The sequence below is a fragment of the Nocardioides sp. genome (assembly GCF_044226765.1).
Taxonomy (GTDB): domain Bacteria; phylum Actinomycetota; class Actinomycetes; order Propionibacteriales; family Nocardioidaceae; genus Nocardioides.
In genome coordinates this window covers 104,635-126,460 of record NZ_JBGAGJ010000004.1, presented here as the reverse complement: position 1 = coordinate 126,460, position 21,826 = coordinate 104,635, and the positions used below count along the sequence as shown (strand labels likewise).

The 21,826-nt window shown below is 73.1% G+C and carries 21 protein-coding genes; 13 read left to right on the top strand and 8 right to left on the bottom strand.

Annotated elements, in window-relative coordinates; all coding sequences use genetic code 11:
* Positions 1-66 precede the first annotated feature (66 nt).
* On the top strand, positions 67-447 hold the full coding sequence (locus ACILRH_RS10640; protein ID WP_395693097.1) for a DoxX family protein: 381 nt from the start codon (positions 67-69) through the stop codon (positions 445-447).
* 43 nt (positions 448-490) lie between these two features.
* Positions 491-1,906, top strand: a complete 1,416-nt coding sequence (locus ACILRH_RS10635) for an amidase (protein WP_395693095.1) — start codon at positions 491-493, stop codon at positions 1,904-1,906.
* 58 nt (positions 1,907-1,964) lie between these two features.
* On the opposite strand, the gene ACILRH_RS10630 is transcribed toward ACILRH_RS10635, so the two are convergent.
* The 3 genes from ACILRH_RS10630 to ACILRH_RS10620 form a co-directional block, all read right to left on the bottom strand.
* Positions 1,965-3,854, bottom strand: coding sequence for a glycosyltransferase (locus tag ACILRH_RS10630; RefSeq protein WP_395693093.1), 1,890 nt, complete (start codon positions 3,852-3,854; stop codon positions 1,965-1,967).
* A complete protein-coding gene (locus ACILRH_RS10625; RefSeq protein ID WP_395693091.1) occupies positions 3,851-5,428 on the bottom strand; it encodes a hypothetical protein in 1,578 nt (525 codons plus the stop codon). The genes ACILRH_RS10630 and ACILRH_RS10625 overlap by 4 nt, the downstream gene beginning before the upstream one ends.
* 142 nt (positions 5,429-5,570) lie before the next feature.
* Positions 5,571-8,090, bottom strand: a complete 2,520-nt coding sequence (locus tag ACILRH_RS10620) for a response regulator (RefSeq protein WP_395693090.1) — start codon at positions 8,088-8,090, stop codon at positions 5,571-5,573.
* 102 nt (positions 8,091-8,192) lie between these two features.
* On the opposite strand from ACILRH_RS10620, the gene ACILRH_RS10615 reads away from it, so the two are divergent.
* From ACILRH_RS10615 to ACILRH_RS10605, 3 genes are all read left to right on the top strand, one after another.
* A complete protein-coding gene (locus tag ACILRH_RS10615) occupies positions 8,193-9,200 on the top strand; it encodes an alpha/beta hydrolase (protein ID WP_395693088.1) in 1,008 nt (335 codons plus the stop codon).
* A 119-nt stretch (positions 9,201-9,319) separates the two neighbouring features.
* Positions 9,320-9,781, top strand: a complete 462-nt coding sequence (locus ACILRH_RS10610) for a hypothetical protein (RefSeq protein WP_395693087.1) — start codon at positions 9,320-9,322, stop codon at positions 9,779-9,781.
* 62 nt (positions 9,782-9,843) lie between these two features.
* A complete protein-coding gene (locus ACILRH_RS10605) occupies positions 9,844-11,487 on the top strand; it encodes an FAD-binding dehydrogenase (protein ID WP_395693085.1) in 1,644 nt (547 codons plus the stop codon).
* Between the two features lie 15 nt (positions 11,488-11,502).
* On the opposite strand, the gene ACILRH_RS10600 is transcribed toward ACILRH_RS10605, so the two are convergent.
* Positions 11,503-11,829 (bottom strand): DMT family transporter, encoded by a 327-nt coding sequence (locus ACILRH_RS10600; RefSeq protein WP_395693083.1) that lies wholly within the window; start codon positions 11,827-11,829, stop codon positions 11,503-11,505.
* Positions 11,830-11,884: 55 nt separating this feature from the next.
* Between ACILRH_RS10600 and ACILRH_RS10595 the strand changes: the two genes are divergently transcribed.
* On the top strand, positions 11,885-12,442 hold the full coding sequence (locus tag ACILRH_RS10595; RefSeq protein WP_395693082.1) for a TetR/AcrR family transcriptional regulator: 558 nt from the start codon (positions 11,885-11,887) through the stop codon (positions 12,440-12,442).
* Positions 12,443-12,482: 40 nt separating this feature from the next.
* Here ACILRH_RS10595 and ACILRH_RS10590 read toward each other — a convergent pair whose 3' ends face one another.
* A complete protein-coding gene (locus ACILRH_RS10590) occupies positions 12,483-12,836 on the bottom strand; it encodes a YidH family protein (protein WP_395693080.1) in 354 nt (117 codons plus the stop codon).
* A gap of 23 nt (positions 12,837-12,859) precedes the next feature.
* Here ACILRH_RS10590 and ACILRH_RS10585 point away from each other — a divergent pair, with 23 nt between their 5' ends.
* The gene (locus tag ACILRH_RS10585) at positions 12,860-13,681 is read left to right on the top strand and encodes a thioesterase family protein (protein WP_395693078.1); all 822 of its coding nucleotides are present in this window, start codon (positions 12,860-12,862) and stop codon (positions 13,679-13,681) included.
* A gap of 10 nt (positions 13,682-13,691) precedes the next feature.
* On the opposite strand, the gene ACILRH_RS10580 is transcribed toward ACILRH_RS10585, so the two are convergent.
* Positions 13,692-14,555 carry a hypothetical protein gene (locus ACILRH_RS10580; protein WP_395693077.1) on the bottom strand — a complete coding sequence of 288 codons (864 nt, stop codon included), beginning with the start codon at positions 14,553-14,555 and terminating at the stop codon, positions 13,692-13,694.
* A 63-nt stretch (positions 14,556-14,618) separates the two neighbouring features.
* Here ACILRH_RS10580 and ACILRH_RS10575 point away from each other — a divergent pair, with 63 nt between their 5' ends.
* The 6 genes from ACILRH_RS10575 (at position 14,619) to ACILRH_RS10550 (ending at position 19,239) form a co-directional block, all read left to right on the top strand.
* Positions 14,619-14,993 (top strand): (deoxy)nucleoside triphosphate pyrophosphohydrolase, encoded by a 375-nt coding sequence (locus tag ACILRH_RS10575; RefSeq protein WP_395693076.1) that lies wholly within the window; start codon positions 14,619-14,621, stop codon positions 14,991-14,993.
* Positions 14,994-15,013: 20 nt separating this feature from the next.
* Complete coding sequence (locus tag ACILRH_RS10570) at positions 15,014-15,286, top strand: hypothetical protein (protein ID WP_395693075.1); 273 nt, start codon at positions 15,014-15,016, stop codon at positions 15,284-15,286.
* A 73-nt stretch (positions 15,287-15,359) separates the two neighbouring features.
* Positions 15,360-16,268 carry an N-acetyl-1-D-myo-inositol-2-amino-2-deoxy-alpha-D-glucopyranoside deacetylase gene (gene mshB, locus ACILRH_RS10565; protein ID WP_395693073.1) on the top strand — a complete coding sequence of 303 codons (909 nt, stop codon included), beginning with the start codon at positions 15,360-15,362 and terminating at the stop codon, positions 16,266-16,268.
* 11 nt (positions 16,269-16,279) lie between these two features.
* Positions 16,280-16,618 carry a DUF6113 family protein gene (locus ACILRH_RS10560; protein ID WP_395693072.1) on the top strand — a complete coding sequence of 113 codons (339 nt, stop codon included), beginning with the start codon at positions 16,280-16,282 and terminating at the stop codon, positions 16,616-16,618.
* Positions 16,619-16,637: 19 nt separating this feature from the next.
* Entirely contained in the window at positions 16,638-18,338 is a 1,701-nt protein-coding gene (locus ACILRH_RS10555) for a VanW family protein (RefSeq protein ID WP_395693070.1), read from the top strand.
* Positions 18,339-18,393: 55 nt separating this feature from the next.
* Complete coding sequence (locus tag ACILRH_RS10550; RefSeq protein WP_395693068.1) at positions 18,394-19,239, top strand: esterase/lipase family protein; 846 nt, start codon at positions 18,394-18,396, stop codon at positions 19,237-19,239.
* Positions 19,240-19,276: 37 nt separating this feature from the next.
* Here the strand turns inward: ACILRH_RS10550 and ACILRH_RS10545 are convergent, their stop codons facing one another.
* Together ACILRH_RS10545 and aspS are read right to left on the bottom strand one after the other, a co-directional pair.
* The gene (locus ACILRH_RS10545; RefSeq protein ID WP_395693066.1) at positions 19,277-20,461 is read right to left on the bottom strand and encodes an AGE family epimerase/isomerase; all 1,185 of its coding nucleotides are present in this window, start codon (positions 20,459-20,461) and stop codon (positions 19,277-19,279) included.
* Positions 20,458-21,765 (bottom strand): aspartate--tRNA(Asn) ligase, encoded by a 1,308-nt coding sequence (aspS, locus tag ACILRH_RS10540; protein ID WP_395693064.1) that lies wholly within the window; start codon positions 21,763-21,765, stop codon positions 20,458-20,460. The genes ACILRH_RS10545 and aspS overlap by 4 nt, the downstream gene beginning before the upstream one ends.
* Between the last annotated feature and the right edge of the window lie 61 nt (positions 21,766-21,826).

Genomic DNA, 21,826 nt, shown 5'->3' with positions numbered 1-21,826 from the left:
ATCGGGTGGTGCTGTTCCGGGGCCGTCCCGCGAACCTCGCAGGCACCACTCAGTAGGGTCTGCCGCGTGAGCGCGAACGTGTGGCTGTGGATCCTCGCCGGCTTCCTGGCCGCGATCTACCTCGGGACCGGCGTGCTCAAGCTGACCCGCAGCCGGGAGGAGATCGTGGCGGCGGGCCTGACCTGGGCCGAGGACTTCTCCGAGCCCCAGCTGCGTGCGCTCGGGTGGGCCGAGCTGCTCGGTGCGGTCGGCCTGGTGCTGCCACCCCTGGTCGGGCTGGGCGTGCTGACGCCGGTGACCGCGGTGTGCCTCGCCGTCCTGATGGTGGGCGCGGTGGTCGTGCACGTGCGTCGGCGCGAGTTCCTGCCCGACGTCGTGCGTGACCTGTTCCTGGTCGGGATGTGCGTCGTGCTCGCCTACTACCGGTTCGGCCCGGACGCCTTCTGAACCTCCCTGCGTGAGCGTCCTCGCACGGGTTAACCTCCACCTCGTGCCTCCTGCAGAGACCCGGGTCCACGCCTTCGGCGACGACGCCCTCGGCCGCCGCGACGCCGTCGCGCTGGTCGACGCCATCCAGTCCGGCGAGGTGTCGATCCCCGAGGTGGTCGACGCCGCGATCGCCCGCACCGAGCGGCTCCAGCCGGAGCTCAACGCGGTGGCGTACGTCGCCTACGACCGCGCCCGCGACGAGGCCCGCGCGCCCCGCGGTGGCTACTTCGCGGGGGTGCCGACGTTCCTCAAGGACAACGTCGAGGTCGCCGGGATGCCGACCCAGCAGGGGTGCGACGCCTACCGGGGCCGGCCGGCGGACGCCGACGGCGACTTCGCCCGGATGTTCCTGGCCACCGGGCTGCTCCCGATCGGCAAGACCCAGCTCTCGGAGTTCGGCTTCAGCCCCTCCGCGGAGCACCCGCGGCTCGGCCCGGTCCGCTCCCCGTGGAACCCGGCCCACACGGCGGGCGCCTCCTCGGCCGGCACGGCGGCCCTGGTCGCCGCCGGGGCGGTGCCGCTGGCGCACGGGAACGACGGCGGCGGCTCGATCCGGATCCCGGCCGCCGTCAACGGGCTGGTCGGGCTCAAGCCGACGCGCGGCCGGCTGGCGCAGGACAAGCTCAGCCGCCAGATGCCCGTCAAGATCGTCTCCGACGGCGTGCTCACCCGTTCTGTCCGTGACACCGCCGCGTTCCTGCGCGAGTCCGAGCGGGTCTACCGCGCCCTGTCGCTGCCGCCGATCGGGGACGTGACCCGGCCTGGCCGGACCCGGCTGCGGGTCGCCGTGCACACCGGTGGGATCGGCCGGAGCGCCGCGCCCGAGGTCGTCGACCTCACGCTGAAGACCGCCGGCCTGCTGGAGGAGCTCGGCCACCGCGTCGAGCAGGTCGAGCACCCCGCACCCGCCACGGTGCCCGACGACTTCCTCCTCTACTGGTCGATGCTCGCCATGGCGATCGTGCGCACCGGCCGACGCCAGCTGAGCCCGACCTTCGACCGCACCGGCCTGGACAACCTGACCCTCGGGCTCGAGCGGCACTGCCGCACCCGGCTGCGGCGGCTCCCTGGGGCGATCGCCCGGCTCCGTCGGCTGCCCAAGGTCTCCGCCCGCTTCCACCAGCGGTACGACGTGGTGCTCACCCCGACGCTCGCGCAGCCCACCCCGCTGGTCGGTCACCTCGACCCGATGAACGACTTCGAGACCGTCATGGAGCGGATCCTGGAGTGGGTGGCCTTCACCCCGTGGCAGAACGCGACCGGGGACCCCGCGGTGTCCCTCCCGCTCGCGACGACCTCGCAGGGTCTTCCCCAGGGGATGATGCTCTCGGCCGGAGCCGGCCGCGAGACCACACTCCTCGAGCTCGCCTACGAGCTCGAGGAGGCGGCACCCTGGCCGCTGCTGCCCGAGGCCTGACCCGGGTCGTCGCGCGGGCCGTTGCGGGGGTCTCGGCAGGCTCGACCACCGGGAGGGGTCAGCTGGCGGCGCCGACGAGGTCGTGGCGCACGCCCGACCCGAAGTCGGAGGGGCCGCGGGACTGCGGCGCGGCCCGCGCGACCTCGCGACGCACCCGATAGGCCTCCCGCGCGGCCGCGCGGCGCTCCAGGACGGTGGAGCGGCCCGGGTGCGCGGCGCGGCGTCGCTCGGCTGCTGCTCGTCGGGACGCCTCCGCGCGGGCCCGGGCCTCGATCCGCCAGTCGTCCTCGGGGACGGCCGGGCCGGTGACGGTCGCGAGCGCGGGCGGAGCGACCGGGGTGGCCTGGGCCGCCCGGCGGTCGCGCTCGCCGAGCCACCGCTGGAAGGCGAGCCAGGCCCGGCGGCGGCGGGTCGCGTAGCGAACGCCGTGCGCCGTCTTGTTCCACGTCGGTCGCCAGCGGGGGAACACCAGCTCCAGGGTGGCCGTCCAGCTCGCCGCCGAGAGCAGGAAGCCCCAGGGGATGAACAGCACCATCAGGTACCGGATCGTGCCGAACTCCCGTCTGCGCAGGGCGGCGGCGATCCCGATCGAGAGCAGCAGGAGGTTGCCGCCCACGAACATCAGCACCGCGGCGTACAGGAGCGGGCCGGGGAAGATGTCGCGGATGTACTGCGACCGGGTGAGGACGTAGGCGATGGTCAGCGCCCAGGTCAGCGGCGCCAGGAAGAGGGACAGGTAGGTGCCGCCGACCTGCATCAGGTAGCCGGTGAACCGCAGCGGGCCCATCGCCCACGCGTTGCGCAGCGGGTGACGCAGCAGCACCAGCGAGGTCTGGGCGAATCCCTTGAGCCAACGGCTGCGCTGGTTGAGGGCCGCACGCGGGGTCACGGCAGCCTCCTCGTCGGTCCAGCTGTCGATCAGCGCGGTCGTCCACCCGTTGGCGGCGATCGCGCCACCGAGCTCTGCGTCCTCGGTCACGTTCCACGGGTCCCACGCGCCGGCGCGCATCCGCTGCCCGTCGAGCTCGGGCATCAGCTCGGGGTCGAACGCCACGTCGAGCAGCACGCTGGTCGGGAAGTGGTTCGACGTGCCGCCGAGCGGCACCGGCAGTCCGAGGTGGGAGAGGCCGGCCAGCACGAGCTCGAAGTGCACGGTGTACTCGTTGCCGAGGAAGCGCGAGCACCAGGTGCTGGGTCGCACGTCGTAGCCGTCGGTGTCGCGGATGACCTCCCCGAGCGGTCCCGTGAGCGGTGACTGGTTGGCGAACACCAGCCGCGCCTGGACGCAGCCGAGCGGGTCGTTGCGCTCCTCGGCGGCGCGGAACGTCTCGACGGCCTTGCGCAGCTGTCGCGGCTCGGGGTGGTCCTCGGCGTCGTAGATCACGACGAACTCACCGGTGGCCCGCTCGAGCGCGTGGTCGCAGGCCTTCGGCTTGCCGTACGGGCGGCCGGTCGGCACCTCGACGATCTCGAAGTAGTCGGGCAGCGGGTAGGCCCGTGCCGCCGACACCGTCGCCTCGTCACGCTCCTCGAGGACGAGCAGGCACTGCAGCCGGTCCTTGGGGTAGTCGAGCCGCTCCATCGCCTCGACGACGAGGGGGATCATGTTGGCCTCGTCGTACATGGGGTGCAGCGTCGTGTACCGCGGCAGCTCCTCGTCGGGGACCGGCAGCCGTGCGGGGTAGCGGTAGCGGCCGGCGACGACCACCAGCACGGTCCGGAAGGCGAGGTACGCCGCGCTGAACAGCAGGCCCAGCGCGACGAGCGTCCGGAGCGCGACCAGGGCGTCGACCACGAGGCCGACCGCCAGCAGCACCAGGAGCACGACGGCGGCGATCTTCTGCGCGCGGGTCAGCGTCTCCTCGGCGGTCTCGCGGACGTAGACCGCGTGCCGGGGCTGCCGGCTGACGTGCCGGAGGGTGGTGATCGGGTTGCGGAGCAACGTCACGGCGTGCCCTCCTTGCGCTGCCAGACCTCGAAGTCGGTCGTCCGGAGGACCCGCTGGTAGTTGTGCCGCAGGACCGCTCGGTGGTTGAGGTTCTGCTCGACGGCGTCGGTGTTGCCCGGCGTCGTGCGCATCACCACCACGTCGATGTCGGCCCGTGGGTCGACGGGGTCGACCAGGGCGACCTTCCAGGTCTTGTCACTGCCCTCGTAGATCACCCGCTCCTGGTTGGGGAAGACCACCCACTCGTTGGCGAACGACTCGATGAGCACCCGGCCGGTGGTGTGCTGGGCGACGAAGTCGCCGACCCGTCGCTCCTGGTCGTACGCCGCGTAGGCCTGGGACGCCTCGAGGCTCGTGACGACGCTGCGGCCGTCCGTCGTCGACGCCTCCGCCAGCCCGGCGCCCGCCAGCACGAGGACGGCCACCGCACCCGCCACCTGGAGGACCCGGCTCAGCGCCTTGCCGAGGCCGCCCTCGGGGCGCGGCACCACGGAGACGGCGTACCCGGTGAACAGCGCGATCGGCAGCAGCATGACCACGGCCATGCGCAGGTTGTAGAGGTCGCCGTCGATCTCGCTCACCCGCATCGGCTGGGTGCCCGAGTAGAGGCCGTAGGTGATGAAGGCACCGGCCGCGGCCGTGGCCAGGAACGTCGTGAAGACCGGGGATACCCGTTCCCGCCACGCCATCAGCCCCATCCCCACCACCCCGCACGCGACCAGCGGCAGACCGATCGTGTCGCGCACCGCGTAGCCGTAGGTCAGCAGCGAGACCCGCAGGTCGTCGACCTGGCTCAGCTGGAGGTCGCGGGTCTGGTCGATGCTCGTGTACTGCCCCGTCAGCCAGGCCAGCGGGTTGCCGAAGATGACCCAGTCCCACACCAGCCAGAGGATCACGCCGAGCGCGGCGTAGCCCGTGAACACGAGCACGTACGCCTGTCCCGAGAAGTCGCCGCTGAAGAACGGGTGCCGCTTCACCAGGCAGACGTGGACCACGACCACGAGCAGGGCGAGCGAGAACACCCAGGCCTCGTAGCGCACCAGCACCAGCAGCATGCAGGTGACCGCCGCGAGCATCAGGTAGCGGTGCCGGCCGGTCCGGTACCACAGCAGCGTCGTGAGCACGGCGACCGCGATCCCGGCGTACATCAGCGTCTCGCCCATCGGTGTCGACTGGAGGTAGAGGGCGTTCGCGTTGAGGCCGTAGACAGCTGCCGCCGCCCAGCCGGCCAGCCGGTCGCGGGTCGCGACCCGGACCGCGGCGTAGAGCGCCAGGACGGTCGAGACGTAGGCGACCATCGAGAACACCGAGCCGGCCAGCCCGGACAGGTAGAGCGTGTTGTCCCAGGCGAGCGCGGCGATCAGGACGTGCTGCAGGGGCAGCCAGATGCCGCCCAGCTGCCCGAAGCCGGGGTGCTGGCCGACGACCATGCGGCGACCGATCAACAGGTGCGAGAGGGCGTCCTTGTAGCCGAGGATCGTGCCGAGGTCACGGAACCACAGGTAGGCCGCGACCGAGGCCGCCGCTGCCAGGGCCAGCAGCAGCACGAGGTCGACCCGCCATGTTCGCGACACCTCGCCCCCCAGCGCAGCACCACTACTTCGGGACACTTCCGGACATCAGGCGTCCCTCCTGTCCCCATGGTGCCTCGATCGGGGGTGTGTGATGGCGGTTTCGGCCCAACCGGTCCGGGTGGACCGGACCGGACGCCGAGGTCTACGGTGCCGCCACCCAGCGCCCGAGCACCTCGTCGACGGTGGTGCGGTCGATCGGCTTGGAGATGTAGTCGTCCATCCCGGCGGCCAGGCACTGCTCCCGGTCGCCCTCGATCGCGCTCGCGGTCATCGCGATGATCGGCGTGCGGCGGCCGGTGCCCTCCCGTCGGCGGATCTCGGCCGTCGCCCCGTAGCCGTCGAGGTTGGGCATCCGCACGTCCATCAGCACGGCGTCGTACGGCGTGCGGCTGAGCTCGTCCAGCGCGGCGTAGCCGTCGTCGGCGGTCGAGACCTCGAAGCCCAGGCTCTCCAGGATCCCGGTCGCGACCAGCTGGTTGATCTCGCCGTCCTCGACCACCAGGACCCTCCCGCGCTGCTCCGGGCGGGAGGCGACCCCGTTGGGGCCGGCCGGTGCCGCCGTGGCGACCATCTCCTGCAGCACGGCGCGGAGCCGGGTGAGGAGGACCGGCTTCGTCATGGCTGCGGAGATCCCGGCCGCCCTTGCCTGCGCCGACGTCACGTCTGGCCCCGAGGTCAGCAGCACCAGCGGAGTTCCCCGGAGGGCGGCGTCACCGGCGATCCGGCGGCCCAGCTCGAGACCGTCCATGCCGGGCATACAGAGGTCGAGGACGCCGAGGTCGTAGCGACGGCCGTCCCGCACCGCGATGCGCATCAGCTCGAGCGCGCTCGCCGCGGACTTCGCGGTGTCGGCCTGCAGGCCCCACGCGGTGAGCTGGTCCTGCAGGATCATCCGGTTGGTCGTGTTGTCGTCGACCACGAGCACCCGCAGCCCGTGGAGGCCCTCGGCCGTCACCGGTGCGGCGGTCTCGGTCGTCTCCGCCAGGCCCAGCGGCACGGTGGCCCAGAACGTGCTGCCGCGGCCCGGAGCGCCGGTCGCGCCCAGCTCGCCCCCCATCGCCAACACCAGCTGGCGGCAGATCGCGAGGCCGAGGCCGGTGCCGCCGTACTCCCGCGTGGTCGAGGTGTCGGCCTGGGAGAAGGCCTCGAAGAGCTCGGCGATCCGGTCCTCGTCCACGCCGATGCCGGTGTCGGTGACCTCGAAGCGGACCAGGACGCCGTCGGGCGTTGTGCCCTCCAGGCCGGCCCGGACGACGACCTCGCCCTCGTGGGTGAACTTGACCGCGTTGCCGGCCAGGTTGAGCAGCACCTGGCGCAGCCGGACGGGATCGCCGCGCAGCGCCGTCGGGAGCTCGGGGGAGCAGTACGCGAGCAGCTCGAGGTCCTTCTCGCGGGCCGGCTCGGCGACCAGCTCGGCCACCTCCTCCACCAGCTGCACCACGTCGAAGTCGATCTCCTCCAGGTCGAGGTAGCCCGCCTCGACCTTCGAGAAGTCCAGGATGTCGTTGATGATCGAGAGCAGGGAGCGACCCGCGCTGCGCACCCCGTCGGCGTACTGCCGTTGCCGGTCGTCGAGCTCCGTGGTCAGCAGCAGGTCGGTGAGGCCGATGACGCCGTTCATCGGCGTCCGGATCTCGTGGCTCATGGTCGCGAGGAACGCGGACTTCGCACGGGACGCCTCGAGAGCGGCGTCGCGGGCCGCGGCCAGCTCCTCCCGGGCCCGGGCCTCCGAGCGCAGCATCCGGGCGGTCCGCGCGAACGTCAGCCCGACCAGCGCGAACATGCCGACGAGCACGGCGACCGCCTTGGGGTCGCGGCTGAGGACCGCGTTCGCCAGCAGCAGGACCGGTGGCACCAGCAGGGGGCCGATCGCGATGCCGAGCTTGCGCATCGGGTGGGCGAGGGAGCGCTCGGTCTCGTCCTCGGCGGGCGGCAGCTGGGGCCGCAGCGTGGACGTCGCGATGAGCATCCCGCCGACCATCCACCCCAGGTCGAGCACCATCGAGACCGTGCCGGCGACCTCGAACACGAGGTAGCCGATGTCCGACACCAGCCAGCAGGCGACGCCCGCGGCGAACGGGGCGCCGATGGCGTCCCGTTCGCTGCGCACCGTGATCGCACGGAGCACCAGCGCGAGCAGCACGGCGTCCAGGATCGGGTAGGTCGCCCAGACGACCCGGGTGGCCATCGACACCGACTGGTCGGCCACGATGTCCTGGATCGAGAACGTCCAGAAGAGCAGCAGGCTGACGACGATGACGGTCAGCGCGTCGATGACGGCGTCGGGGTCGACGTAGGTCGTCCGCCCGCGTCGGAGCGTCGACACGATGACGACCGCCGCGCCCAGTGCGAGGTAGCTGAGCAGGTAGGGGACGTCGGCCGCGGAGACCGCGGGCTCTGCGCCGCCCCAGGAGTAGGCCAGCCAGATCAGGTCACCGAGGGCGCTGCTGGTCAGGCCGGTGGCGATCAGCATCGGCACCAGCCGCCGGTGCGCCGGCGCCGTCGCCGCCCCGTACCACGCCAGCGCAGGCGCTGCGAGGACGCCGACCAGGTAGGTCGCGTCGCCGAAGGTGCCGAACGGCTCAACGACGTGGAGCAGCACCATCAGGATCTCGAGGCCCCACAGGCTCGAGACCACGACGGACCGCTGGCTGGGCTCCACGGCGACCCCTTAGGCGTCAGGTATCCGAAGGATAGTGCCCGGGCGCCGCGGCGGGGCCTTCTAGACTTCGCCGGCATGGTGGCGGACACGATGAGGGGCCCGGTGATCCCGGTGACGGAGCCGGGGACGGTGGTGGACGGCGCTCGCCGGCGGCTGCGACCGGGCGTGCGGCTGCTCGACCTCCTGATGCGGTCGAACGCCGGGTTCTCGGTCGCCCGGATGACGCCCGAGCAGCTCGAGCGGGCACAGACGACCGTCATCCCCGACGGTGCCCCCGCGAGCCTCTTCCTCGGCCGGCGGGCGCCCGGCGTGGACGTGCGGACCTCGTCGTTCCCCGCCCGCCACGGGGACCTGCCGCTCCGGGTCTACACGCCGGAGTCATGGTCCCGGACGCCGCGTCCGGTCGTCGTGAACTACCACGGGGGCGGGTTCGTGCTCGGCAGCGCACGGCAGCAGGACTGGACCTGCAGCCTCGTCGCGAAGGAGCTCGACGCCGTCGTGGTCTCTGTCGACTACCGGCTCGCACCCACGCACCGGTTCCCCGCGGGCGTCGAGGACTGCTACGACGCACTGGTCTGGACCTCCGCCCACGCCGTGGACCTCGGGGGCGACCCGACCCGGGTCGGCGTGATGGGCGACAGTGCGGGCGGCAACCTCGCGGCCGTGGTGTCGATCCTGGCGCGGGACAGCGGCCCGCGGGTCGCTCACCAGGCGCTCGTCTACCCCGTGACCGACATGACCGAGGAGATGGACCGCGACCCGTCGTACGTCGGGAACGTCCGGCCGATCGTGCTGTCCAACGAGGACATGGCCGTCTTCCACGGCCACTACGTCCCGGAGGGGGCCGACCCCACCGACCTCCGCCTCTCGCCGCTGCACGCCCCGGACCTGTCCGGCCTGCCGCCCGCGGTCGTCGTGCTCGCCGGGATGGACCCGCTGCACGACAGCGGGGTGCGCTACGCCCAGGCGCTCGCCGACGCCGGCAACCACGTCCGGGTCGAGGACTTCCACCAGATGCCCCACGGGTTCTTGAGCTTCCCGTACTTCTGCCACGGTGCCCGGCCGGCGCTCGACGCGATCGTGAGGTCCCAGCGCGCGGCCCTGCGCTGAGTCGCAGGTCCGGCCCGAGGACGAGGGGACGTTCGGCACTGTGCGTCCGCTGCCGCGGGCAGTAGCACGGGAGATGGGGCGGTGCCCGCCCGCGGCGCCACCCGTGGAGGTGGCCGATCATGGTGCGAACCTCTCGAGCCGCAGGTGCCGGTCTGGCGGTCCTCGCGCTCTCGACCCTGTCGCTGGTGCCGGCAGCCGCCGTCGCGCCGGCCGGCCCGGTCGCCGGAGCCGTCTACCACGGTCGCGTGGCGGGGGCCCCGACCACGGAGGGCGCGGTGAGCTTCCGCGTCACCAAGAGCGGAGCCCGGGTCGCCGCGGTCCGGGTCGGGCCCTACCCCCTGACGCTGAGCTGCGGGAGCGGTGGCGACCCTCCGCACCAGACCTCCCAGCCCGTGCCCATCCGCCACGGCGCCTTCACCGCGCGCATCGCCTACAGCGGTGACGACGGCGTGGTCGGCGCCCGGGCGACGGTCACCGGGGTGTTCCTCCGCAACGGTCGGGCGAAGGGAACGGTGTCCTCGCACGTCGTCGGCCGCACCGACTGCGACTTCTCGCTTCCCTACACCGCGCGGGTCGACTGACGGCGGTCCCGGTGACCGGTCGGGCGGGTACCGGCCGGTAGCCGCGTGCGAGGATCCGGTCCGTGGACGCTGATGTGATCGTCGTCGGAGCAGGTCTCGCCGGGCTCGCAGCGGCGGCGGAGGTCGCCGACGCCGGCAGGCGGGTGGTGCTGCTCGACCAGGAGCCGGAGCAGTCGCTCGGCGGGCAGGCCTTCTGGAGCCTCGGTGGGCTGTTCCTCGTCGACAGCCCCGAGCAGCGCCGGATGGGCGTCAAGGACTCCCACGAGCTGGCGATGCAGGACTGGCTGGGCAGCGCCCAGTTCGACCGGGAGGAGGACCGGTGGCCACGCCGCTGGGCCGAGGCGTACGTCGACTTCGCGGCCGGTGAGAAGCGGTCCTGGCTGCGCCAGATGGGTCACCGGCTGTTCCCCGTCGTCGGGTGGGCCGAGCGTGGCGACGGCCGCGCCGACGGGCACGGCAACTCGGTGCCGCGCTTCCACATCACCTGGGGCACCGGCCCCGGCGTGGTCGCGCCGTTCGAGCGCCGGGTGCGTGAGCACGCGGCCTCCGGCCGACTGCGGCTGGCGTTCCGGCACCGGGTCGACGGGCTCCTCGTCGAGGGCGGCGCCGTGGTCGGGGTCCGCGGTGCCGTGCTCGAGCCCAGCGCGGTGGAGCGGGGCAAGGCGAGCAGCCGGGTCGAGGTCGGCGAGTTCGAGCTGCGCGCGCAGGCGGTGGTCGTCACCAGCGGCGGCATCGGCGGCAACCACGACCTGGTCCGCAGGACCTGGCCGAAGCGGCTCGGCACGCCGCCGCGCACCATGGTCGCGGGCGTGCCGGCGCACGTCGACGGCCGGATGCTCGGCATCACCGAGGCCGCGGGTGCCCGGGTCATCAACCCCGACCGGATGTGGCACTACGTCGAGGGGCTGCGCAACTGGGATCCGATCTGGGACAACCACGGGATCCGCATCCTGCCGGGCCCGTCCTCGCTCTGGCTGGACGCGACCGGGGCCCGACTGCCCGCGCCGTACTTCCCGGGGTTCGACACGCTCGGCACCCTCCAGCACCTGCGCCGGACCGGCTACGACTACTCGTGGTTCGTGCTCACCCAGAAGATCATCGAGAAGGAGTTCGCGCTCTCCGGCTCCGAGCAGAACCCCGACCTCACGGGCAAGGACGTCCGGCTGCTCCTCTCGCGGATCAAGCCGGGGGCGCCCGGTCCGATCGAGGCGTTCAAGCAGCACGGCGAGGACTTCGTCGTCGCGGACACGCTGGCCGAGCTGGTGCGGGGCATGAACGAGATCGGTGACGGTCTCATCGTCGAGGCCGAGCTGCGCGACCTCGTCGAGCAGCGGGACCGGGAGATCGACAACCCCTACAGCAAGGACGCCCAGGTCACCGCGATCCGGGGCGCCCGCGCCTACCGGGGGGACCGGCTGATCCGGGTCGCCACCCCCCACAAGCTGCTCGATCCCAAGGCCGGCCCCCTGATCGCGGTGAAGCTCCACGTCCTCACGCGCAAGACCCTCGGTGGCCTCGAGACCGACCTGCAGGGCAGGTGTCTGACGTCCGCCGGGGAGCCGTTCCCCGGGCTCTACGCCGCCGGCGAGGTCAACGGCTTCGGGGGTGGCGGGATGATGGGCTACAACGCCCTCGAGGGGACCTTCCTCGGCGGTTGCCTCTTCTCGGGGCGCACCGCGGGCCGGGCGGCCGCCGCGGCCGTCTGACCTCGTCCGGGGCCGTCAGTGGGCGGTCCCGACCAGGTTCAGGCCCACGACGCCGGCGACGATCATGCTCAACGACACGATCTTGACCCAGCCGAGCTGCTCACCGAGGAACAGGTAGCCGACCACCGCGACGAGGGCGGTGCCCACGCCCGACCAGATCGCGTAGGCCACGGACACGGGCATCGTGCGCACCACGACGGTGAGCAGCCAGATGGCGACGGCGTACCCGCTCAGCACCACGGCGCTCCAGAGCGCGTTCGTGAAGCCGTCGGCCTTCGGCAGCAGTGCCGTCGCCACCACCTCCACGGCGATCGCGACCATCAGCAACACTCCGGCGAGCACGTCCTTCTCCTCCTGTAGCAGTTGCTACAACTGTAGCAGTCGCTACGCTGAGGGAGTGAGTCGTCGCGATGTGCTGCTGGACCAGGTGACCGACCACGTCCTCGAGCAGGGCCTGATCGGGCTGACCCTGCGACCCCTCGCGGCCGCCGTCGGCACGAGCGACCGGATGCTGATCTACCACTTCGGCAGCCGCGACGGGCTCGTCTCGGCCGTCGTGGCCCACGCCACCGACCGCGCGGTCGCGTGCATCGACGCGCTGCCCGCCGCACCCACGGTGCGCTCGGCCGTCAACCGGCTGTGGGTCGCGTACGGCGAGCAGCCCCTCGACAGCTGCCTGGACGTCTACGTGCAGGCGGCGGCCACGGGACTGCTCGGCAGCGAGCCCTACCTGAGCGAGGCCCGGGCCAGCAACGAGCGCTGGTCGGTGGCCCTGCGTGACTTCCTGGTGCGCAGCGGTGCTCCGGCCCGGCGGGCTGCGCGGGTCGTCACCCTGGTCGACTCCGCGCTCTACGGCTTCCACCTCGACCTGGCCACCGACCGCCCCGACGAGCTCGCGCGCGGGGTGGACGACCTGGCCCGGGCCGCGCAGGCGCTCGCGGTCGGACGGGGCTGACGGCGGGCCGAAGACGGGCCGAAGACAGGCCGAAGACAGGTCAGGCGAAGGCCAGGGCGAGCACCGCGGCCCCGATGACGACGGCGATCGTGAGCAGGTAGCCGAGACGGAAGTGGGGCAGCGGCTGGTGCGTCCGCATCGCGCGCTCGACGCGCGCCCACCGGATCAGCGCCATCACGGTGATCACGCCGCCGAAGACGACCAGCATGACCGCCAGCGTGCTGCGCACCCACGCCGTGTCCGGCAGCCCGAGCGCGTGGAGTGCGACCCCGCCCGCCAGCATCGCCATGGCGGTGCGCACCCAGGCGAGGAAGGTGCGCTCGTTCGCGAGGGAGAACCTCGGGTCGGGCTCCTCGCCGGCGTCGTAGACCCACCGCGGGTGGCGTTCCGTCATGGCGGCCACTCTAGGGTCGGATCGTGGCGTACGAGTTCGATGGGCAGATCGCGGTCACCCGCGCACCGGACGGCGAGGGCGGTTCGCAGTGGAGCGCGGACCTCTCGGAGGGCTGGCTGGTCGGCGGAGGTGTCAACGGCGGCTACCTCCTAGCCGTCATCGGCAACGCGCTGCGCCACACGTTCGCGGACAAGCCGGACCCGATCGCCGTGTCCGCCTACTACCTCTCCGCGTCGGCGCCCGGTCCCGCCACGGTCGACGTCCGCGTGCGTCGCGAGGGCGGCAGCGTGGCGACGGCGGCCGCCGACCTGCGGCAGGGCCAGGACACCCGGATCACCGCGCTCGCGACGTACGGCGACCTGGACCGGCTCGGCGACGACGTGCGCACCACGGCGCAGGAGCCCGACATGCCGCCGCCCGACGACTGCGTCCCCAACTCGATGGCGCCACCGGAGGTGCGTGCGATCGCGCCCCTGATGGACCGCTTCGACATGCGGTTCCACCCCGACCACGTCGGCTGGGCGGTCGGGCAGCCCAGCGGCGCCGGTGAGCTCAGCGCCTGGTTCCGGCTCGTCGACGGCCGCGAGCCCGACCCGGTGGCCCTGCTCATGGTCGTGGACGCCCTGCCCCCGGTGACCTTCGACCTCGGCATGATGGGCTGGGCGCCCACGCTGGAGCTGACCGCGCACGTGCGCGCGAAGCCCGCCCCGGGCTGGCTCAAGGTTCGGCACGCGACCCGCAACATGGCGGGTGGCATGTTCGAGGAGGACTGCGAGGTCTGGGACTCCGCGGGCCGGCTGGTCGCGCAGAGCCGCCAGCTCGCACGCCAGCCCCGACCGGTGTAGGCGGGCCGCGTCAGCCGAGCCGCGACCGGCGGACGGCGACCACCCAGCGTCGGCGGGGGTGCTCGGTCACGGTCCACAGCAGGTCGCGCTCGGCGTCGTACGCCAGGTCCTCCGGGCCCATCGGCACCGCCCACCGATGCTCGCGCAGCCGGCCGGCGGGCCCGCTCCACACCGAGCCCGGCCGGCGGGGTCCGTGGGAGGCGGTCACGTACCACCGCTCGCCCACGCGGACGGCGCCCTGGGCTCGCCGCACACCGCCGTCCAGGACGTCGACCGGGCCTCCCTCGGCGGCGACCCGACCGAGCCGCCGGGTGCCACCGGCGTTGTCGTACTCGCCGACGACCAGCTCCTCGCCGACGTGGGCGACGAACGAGAACCGGAACGGCTCGGAGGGCTCGAGCAGCAGCCGCACGGGCAGCACGTAGCCGTCCGGGCCACGGACGACGTCCCGGGTGTCGCACACCCAGACGCCGGCCCGGGTGGCCGCCACGAAGAGCCGGTGGCCGTGCCAGCCGAGGCCGCCGGCGTGCACCCGCAGCGGTTCGTGGCCGTCCGCGGTCGGTCGCACGAGCTCCACGTGCTGGTAGCGCCGCGCCGGGAGGTCCAGCAGCGAGACGCGGGAGCCCGTGTCGCTGTACCAGGACACCACGGCGTGCCTGCCCTCGACCGACACTCCCTGCGGCCACCAGCGCCGGTCGCGCCGGTCGGCGCGGTCCCAGGTCCAGGCCCGGTGCGGCGTGCGGCAGGGGGCGACGGTGCGCCGCAGCCGGCGGTCGAGGTCGCCCGCGACCGCGTCCAGCCCGACCCTGCCGCCGTACCGCGTCGCCAGCGCGTCGACCTCGGCGGCGAGCTCCGGCGTCGGGGTCAGGTGCACCCCGCGAACGGTAGCGCCGAACGGTAGCGCCGAACGGGAGCGCTGACCGGTAGCGTCGCGGCCGTGGTGGCCGTCGTGGGAGCAGCGATCGTCCGGGACGGGCGGGTGCTCGCCGCGCGGCGCACCTCGCCGGCCGACGCCGCCGGCCGGTGGGAGCTGCCCGGTGGCAAGGTCGAGCCCGGTGAGACACCGGAGGAGGCCCTGGTCCGGGAGGTCGCCGAGGAGCTCGGGTGCACCGTCGTGGTGGTCGGCTGGCTCCCCGGGGAGGTCGCCATCGGTGACCGGCACGTCCTCACCGTCGCGCTGGTGGAGCTGGTCGACGGCGAGCCGCGGCCGCACGAGCACGACCTGGTCCGCTGGCTGGGTGTCGACGAGCTCGGGACGGTCGACTGGCTCGAGCCGGACCGGCCGTTCCTTTCCCACCTGCCGCTGGCGTGACCGCCTGCGACGATGGCCGGGTGCGCGGCATCTTCTTCGACGAGGACGACGCCCGGGCGGTCGTCGCCCGGCTGGTCGCCGACGGCTACGACGCCCGGGTCGAGCGGGAGCGGCTCGCCGGCGAGGACGACGACGAGGACCACCCCTGGGCGGTCGTGACCGATGCCCCGGCCGTCGTCCTGGAGCTGCTCGTGGACGAGCGCGACGGCTGGCTGGACGCCGACGACGACGCGCCCCCGCCCCGGGCTCCCCTGGACCTGCCCGCCGCGCCGCGGCGGACCCGCGACAGGTAGCTCGGCGAGGAAGAAGCTGGCCGTGGCGGTTGTTGCCGCTGCGACGTCCCACCTCCTCCCTAGGATCGACACCATGACGGCTGACCAGCGCCTCCTCCTCGTGCACGCCCACCCCGACGACGAGACGATCGGGCAGGGCGCGACGATGGCGAAGTACGTCGCCGAGGGCCGCTCGGTTACGCTGGTCACCTGCACCGGTGGCGAGATGGGCGAGATCCTGGTGCCCGAGCTCGAGCACCTGGCCGCCGACAAGGAGGACGGCCTCGGCGAGCACCGGCGCACCGAGCTGGCGGCCGCGATGAAGGAGCTCGGGGTCTCCGACCACCGCTACCTCGGCGGCTTCGGCACCTACCGCGACAGCGGGATGCAGTGGCACGAGGACGGCCATGCGGTGGCCGCGGACGACATCCACGAGAACGCCTTCTGGCACGCCGACCTCACCGAGGCGGCGAACCACCTGGTCGCGATCATCCGGGAGGTCCGGCCGCAGGTGCTGGTGACCTACGACCAGTTCGGCGGCTACGGCCACCCCGACCACATCCAGGCACACCGGGTAGCGACGTACGCCGCCTCGCTGGCCGCCGTGCCGTCGTACCGCAAGGACCTGGGGGAGGCCTGGGACGTCGCGAAGATCTACTGGGGCGCGATGTCGGAGAGCCGGATGCGTGCCGGGCTGCGGGCGCTGCGCGAGGCGGGGGACACCACGTCCTTCGAGGGCATGGACCCCGACGGCCCGCTGCCGCACTTCGTGACGCCGGACTCCGACCTGGCGGCCGTGGTCGACGCGACCGACTACGTCGACCGCAAGATGGCCGCGATGCGGGCCCACGCGACCCAGATCTCGCTGGACGGCCCGTTCTTCGCGCTGTCGAACAACCAGGGCGACGTGGCGTGGGGCATGGAGTTCTTCCGGATCGCCAAGGGCGAGCGCGGCGAGCTGAACGAGGACGGCCTCGAGACCGACCTGTTCGCCGGCCTCTGACCGGACCGGTCGTGCGCGTGCTCGCGGCAGCCGGGCTGCTGCTCGTCGGTGCGGTCACGGCCGTCGCGACCGTCGCGCTCCACGACCTGTGGTGGGGCCTGGCGCTGGCCGCGGCGGCGACCGTGCTGACGACCTTCGCCCTGCCCCCGGGCTGGTGGAGCCGGCTGGCGTTCGTCGCGGGGTGGGTGCTCGTCGTCGGCTGGCTGACGTTCCCTCGAGCCGAGGGCGACTACGTGATCAGCCAGGACGCGCAGGGGTACGCCGTGCTGGTGCTCGGCCTGGTCCTGCTCGTCGTCGCGATCGCCACCCTGCCGCGACCTACGATCTCCGCAGGAGGGGACGGATCGTGACAGCCGTGAGGGGCGGGGCATGACGGACGACAGCAGCGAGGGCGGCAAGGTCGTCCTGCTCATGCTCGCGGGGCTGGTGCTGCTGGGCGCGGCCGCCTACGGGACGCTCTACCTGCTCGCCGGCGACCGGGTCCCGCGCGGCACCACCGTGGCGGGGGTCTCGATCGGGGGCATGGCGCCCGAGGAGGCCGACCGGGCCCTGCGGTCGGGTCTCGCCGCCCGGCTGGACCGACCGGTGCTGGTCACCCTCGACGGCGACGAGGTCGAGGTCTCGCCGGTCGAGGCCGGGCTCTCCGTCGACCGCGCCGCCACGGTCGCGGCCGCCGGCGGCGAGCGCAGCTGGCGCCCGGGCCGGCTGTGGGACTACTGGACCGGTGGCGAGGAGGTGGCCCCGGTGGTCGAGGTCGACGAGCCGGCGTTCGACGCCGTGCTCGACTCCCTCGCCGACCGGACCGGCACCCCGGCGGTCGACGGCGGCGTCGCGTTCGAGGACGGCCGGGTCGTGGTGACCGACCCGCGACCGGGCCAGGGCTTCGACCCCGAGGCGGCGCGGACGGCGCTGCTGGCGGCGTACCTGGCCGACGGCGCGACCCACGTCGAGCTCACGACCACGACGGTGGAGCCCGAGATCGACGAGGACGACGTCCAGGAGGCCGTCGACGACTTCGCGAACCCGGCGATGACCGGCCCGGTGACGCTGGTCTTCGGTGACTCGCCCGTGCAGCTGCGGCCGGCCCAGTTCGGCCGGGCGCTGTCGATGGTGGCGCGGGACGGCGAACTGGTGCCCGCGCTCGACGCGCGGATGCTCCAGCGGCTGGTGGCCGGCGGCGTGAGCGAGGGTGAGCCCGTCGACGCGACCGTGCGGCTGGTGGACGGGAAGCCGAGGGTCGTGCCGGCCAAACCGGGGGTCAGCTACGAGCCCGACGACGTCAGCGACGCCTTCCTCGAGCTGGTCACGCGCGACGACGACCGGAGGATGGCGGTCGACGCCACCGTGGCGGAGCCGGCGTTCAGCACCCAGGACGCGCGCGACCTCCGGATCCGAGAGCGGGTCTCGTCGTTCACCACCTACTACCCGTACGCGGAGTACCGCAACATCAACATCGGCCGCGCAGCGGAGCTGGTCGACGGCACGGTGCTCGAGCCGGGGGAGACCTTCTCGCTCAACGACACGGTCGGCGAGCGCACCCGTGAGAACGGCTTCACCACCGGCTTCATCATCAGCGACGGGATCTTCAAGGAGGACCTCGGCGGCGGCGTCTCCCAGATGGCGACGACGCTCTTCAACGCCATGTTCTTCGCCGGGCTGGAGGACGTCGAGCACAAGCCCCACTCGTTCTACATCGACCGCTACCCGGTCGGCCGCGAGGCGACGGTCGCCTGGGGCTCGGTCGACCTGCGGTTCCGCAACGACACGCCGTACGGCGTCCTGGTGCACGCGACCGTGCAGCCGAGCACGACCACCAGCCAGGGCGTCGTGACGGTGTCGATGTGGTCGACGAAGTACTGGGACATCTCCACGACGACCTCGGACCGCTACAACTTCCGGCCGCCCGCGACCCGCCGGCTCTCCACCCCGGACTGCTATCCCAACACCGGCTACGCCGGGTTCGACGTCGACGTCACGCGCACCTTCCGCAGGCACGGCTCCGACGAGGTCGCCCGCACCGAGAAGATGCACACCTCCTACATCCCGTCGGACACGGTGATCTGCACCTAGGGCCCGTCCCCCTGGCCGAGCGTGACCGTCGTCACGACGGATCGTTGGGCCGGACATGCGCCGAGTCCTGGGAGCCCTGTCCGTCCTGCTGTCGTCGTTGTTGCTGCTCACCGTGCTCGGTGCCGCCGCCCCGGCGGACGCCGACGGCGTGCCCCTGCCGACGAACCCGTTCGGTGACCCGACCGGCGCCAACGACTGGTCCTGCCGGCCCAGCGCGGACCGCCCGGAGCCGGTGGTGATCGTGCACGGCACCTTCGGCGACCGCAAGAGCCTCCTCGACGACCTGTCGGCCGCGATGGTCGGGGAGGGCTTCTGCGTGTTCTCCGTCGACTACGGCAACCGCGGCACCGGTGACGTCCGGAGCTCGGCGCGCCAGCTGAAGCGCTTCGTCACCCGGGTGCTCGGCGCCACCGGCGCGGCGAAGGTCTCGATGGTCGGCCACTCGCAGGGCGGGATGATGCCGCGCTACTACATCAAGTTCCTCGGCGGTGCGCGGTACGTCGACGACCTGGTCGGTCTCTCGCCGTCCAACCACGGCACCACCGTGGTCGGCGACCCGGCCAAACCGCTGACCGGCGCGCTCCTCGACGGCCTCTGCCCGGCGTGCCGCCAGCAGGCCGCGGGCTCGCCGTTCCTCACCCGGCTCAACCGTGGCGACGAGACGCCGGGCCGGGTCAGCTACACCCAGGTCACCACGCGCTACGACGAGGTCGTGGTGCCCTACACCTCGGCCTACCTCGCCCCCGGCCCGCGCACCACGAACGTGACGATCCAGGACTCCTGCCCCGCCGACCCCGCCGAGCACGTGCTCATCCCGATGAGTCGCACGGCGATCCAGTGGACGCTGAACGCCCTCGAGCGCCCCGGTCCCGCCGACCCGTCGTTCCGCCCCGCCTGCTGACCGTGGGAAGTGGATGAATCCCCGGTCAGCCGGGGATTCATCCAGGTTTCCCGGCGGAGTCCGCCAACGCCCGGGCGAACGGCGGCCAGGCGGGCAGCCGGGGGGCGAGCGTGGCCTGGAAGGCGTGGTAGACGTCCGGCTTGCCGGACCAGGTCCCGGCGGCCGGGCGGTTGGCCGGGTCCAGCTCGTGGTACCAGGAGCCGCCGTCGCGGTCGACGAGGCAGCGGTCGGCGTACGACCACCACTGGGCCTCGCAGATCGCGTACATCTGGTCACCGGTCACGGCACGCAGCGTGGCGGCCGCGGCCAGCGCCTCGCAGACGACCCAGTGCATGCGTTGCCGCACCACGGGGGCACCGTCCCAGTCGACGGTGTAGACGAAGCCCTCGGCCCCGTCGACGGCCCAGCCCTCGCGCACGCCCGTGTCGAAGAGCGCGACGGCGTCGTCGAGCATCCACCCCGGTGCCGCGTCGCCGAGCGCGGCCCGCAGCGACAGGGTCAGTCGCGCCCACTCGAACCAGTGGCCGACCGTCGCGCCGTACGGGCGGAACGGGTGGGCCGGCTCGTCGCGGTGGTAGTCGGGCAGCGGCGTCCAGGAGTCGTCGAAGTGCTCGGGGATCCGCCAGCCGTTCGACCGCGCGAAGCCGTGCACGACCCGGGTGACGACCCGCTCGGCGCGACCGGAGTCCCCGGCCGCGAGCAGCGCCTCGACCATGTGCATGCTGGCGTTGACCCCGCGGTAGCCGTCGAGCACGGTCCACGACTCGTCCCACTCCTCGACGACCATCCCGGCGCCGTCGTCCCAGAAGTGCTCGTCGACGACGGCGAGCGCCTCGGCGAGCAGCGCGTCGGCGCCCGGTCGGCCCGCAGCCGCGGCCGAGGAGGCGGCGAGCAGCACGAAGGCGTGCTCGTACGCCGTCTTGCCCCGGGTCACCGGGCCGTCCGGGCCGACCGCGGCGTACCAGCCGCCGTGCACCGGGTCGCGGAACCGGCCGGCGAGGGCGGCGACGCCGTGGTCGACCAGCTCCGCCGCCCACGGCCGCCCCAGCAGGTGCGCCAGGGCGAAGACGTGGGTCATCCGGCAGGTGATCCACAGCTCGACCGGCCGACCCGCGTCCAGCGTCCCGTCCTCGGAGAGCCACCCGAAGCCGCCGTCGGGGTGCACGGAGGCGCGTGCGAACGCCAGCAGGCGGTCGCCCTCCTCCTCGAGGTCCAGGCTCACGGCGTGAGCCTGTGGAGGTCGCGCGGGAAGAGCGTCACCTCGCGGATGTTGGCGACCCCTGCGAGCCGGGCCGTCCACCGCTCGAGGCCGATGGCGAACCCGCCGTGCGGCGGCATGCCGTGCCGGAACGCCTGCAGGTAGGCCGCGTACGCCGCCGGGTCCTCGCCCCGCGCGCGGATCGCGGCGTCGTACGACGACGGCGTGTGCAGCCGCTGCCCGCCGGTCACCAGCTCCAGCCCGCGGAACAGCAGGTCGAAGCTGTTGGACCAGCGGGGGTCCTCGGCACCCTCGCGCGACCACGGGTGGGTGTAGAACGGCCGCTTGGCCATCGGGTAGCCCTCCACCGCGACGAAGTCGCTGCCGTGCTCCGCCAGCGCCCAGGCGCCGAGCGCGCGCTCGTGCTCGGGGGCGAGGTCGGGCTCGTCGTCGGGCGCACCCACCATGGCGAGCGCGTCGCGGAAGTGCACGACGGGGATCTCGTCGGGGACCCGGGGGACCTCGGCGCCGGACCGCTCGACGGCGTCGGCGGCGTGCTCGTGGATCCCGGCGACCATCCCGGCGACGACGTCGCGCAGCACTCTGAGCACGTCGCGGTGGTCGCGGACGAAGCCGAGCTCGACGTCGAGGGAGACGTACTCCGCCAGGTGCCGCACCGTGTCGTGCGGCTCGGCGCGGAAGACCGGGCCGACCTCGTAGACGCGCTCGAAGACGCCGACCAGCTGCTGCTTGTAGAACTGCGGGCTCTGGGCGAGGTACGCCGGCCGCCCGAAGTAGTCGACCGCGAAGACGTTCGCGCCCGACTCCGTGGCCGACTCGACGAACTTGGGCGTCTGCACCTCGGTGAATCCGGCGGCGTCCAGGGTGGCGCGGAAGCCGCGCACGGACGCGGCCGCGAGCTCCCAGCGGGCGCGTTGCGCCGGGTGTCGCCAGGTCACCGGCGCGTGGTCGAGCAAGGTGGGCAGGGCGGCGGTGACCGTCGGTCGCCACAGCTCCACCGGCGGCGTCGCGGCGGGCTCCGTGAGCGGCGTGATCACCGGGTCGGTGACCTCGAGGCCGCCGGGTGCCTGGGCGTTCGCGGTCGCCGTGCCGACGACCTCGACGGTCGTCTCCTCGGGCGGGACGCCACCGCTGCGGACGACGACCTGGGCGAGGCCGCTGCGGTCGCGCAGCACCAGGAACGTCACGGTCGAGAGCTGCCGGCGTCGGTGCACCCAGCCCTGGAGCCGGACGGTCGATCCCGGTGTCGCGGCCGCCAGGTCGGCGCAGAGCGTGCGGGGCAGGTCGAGGGGTGGTGCGGATGTCATGGCTACCTCCAGTCGGCGGAAAGCCCTGGAGGTGTGGGCGGGGGCCAGATCGCGGTGCCAC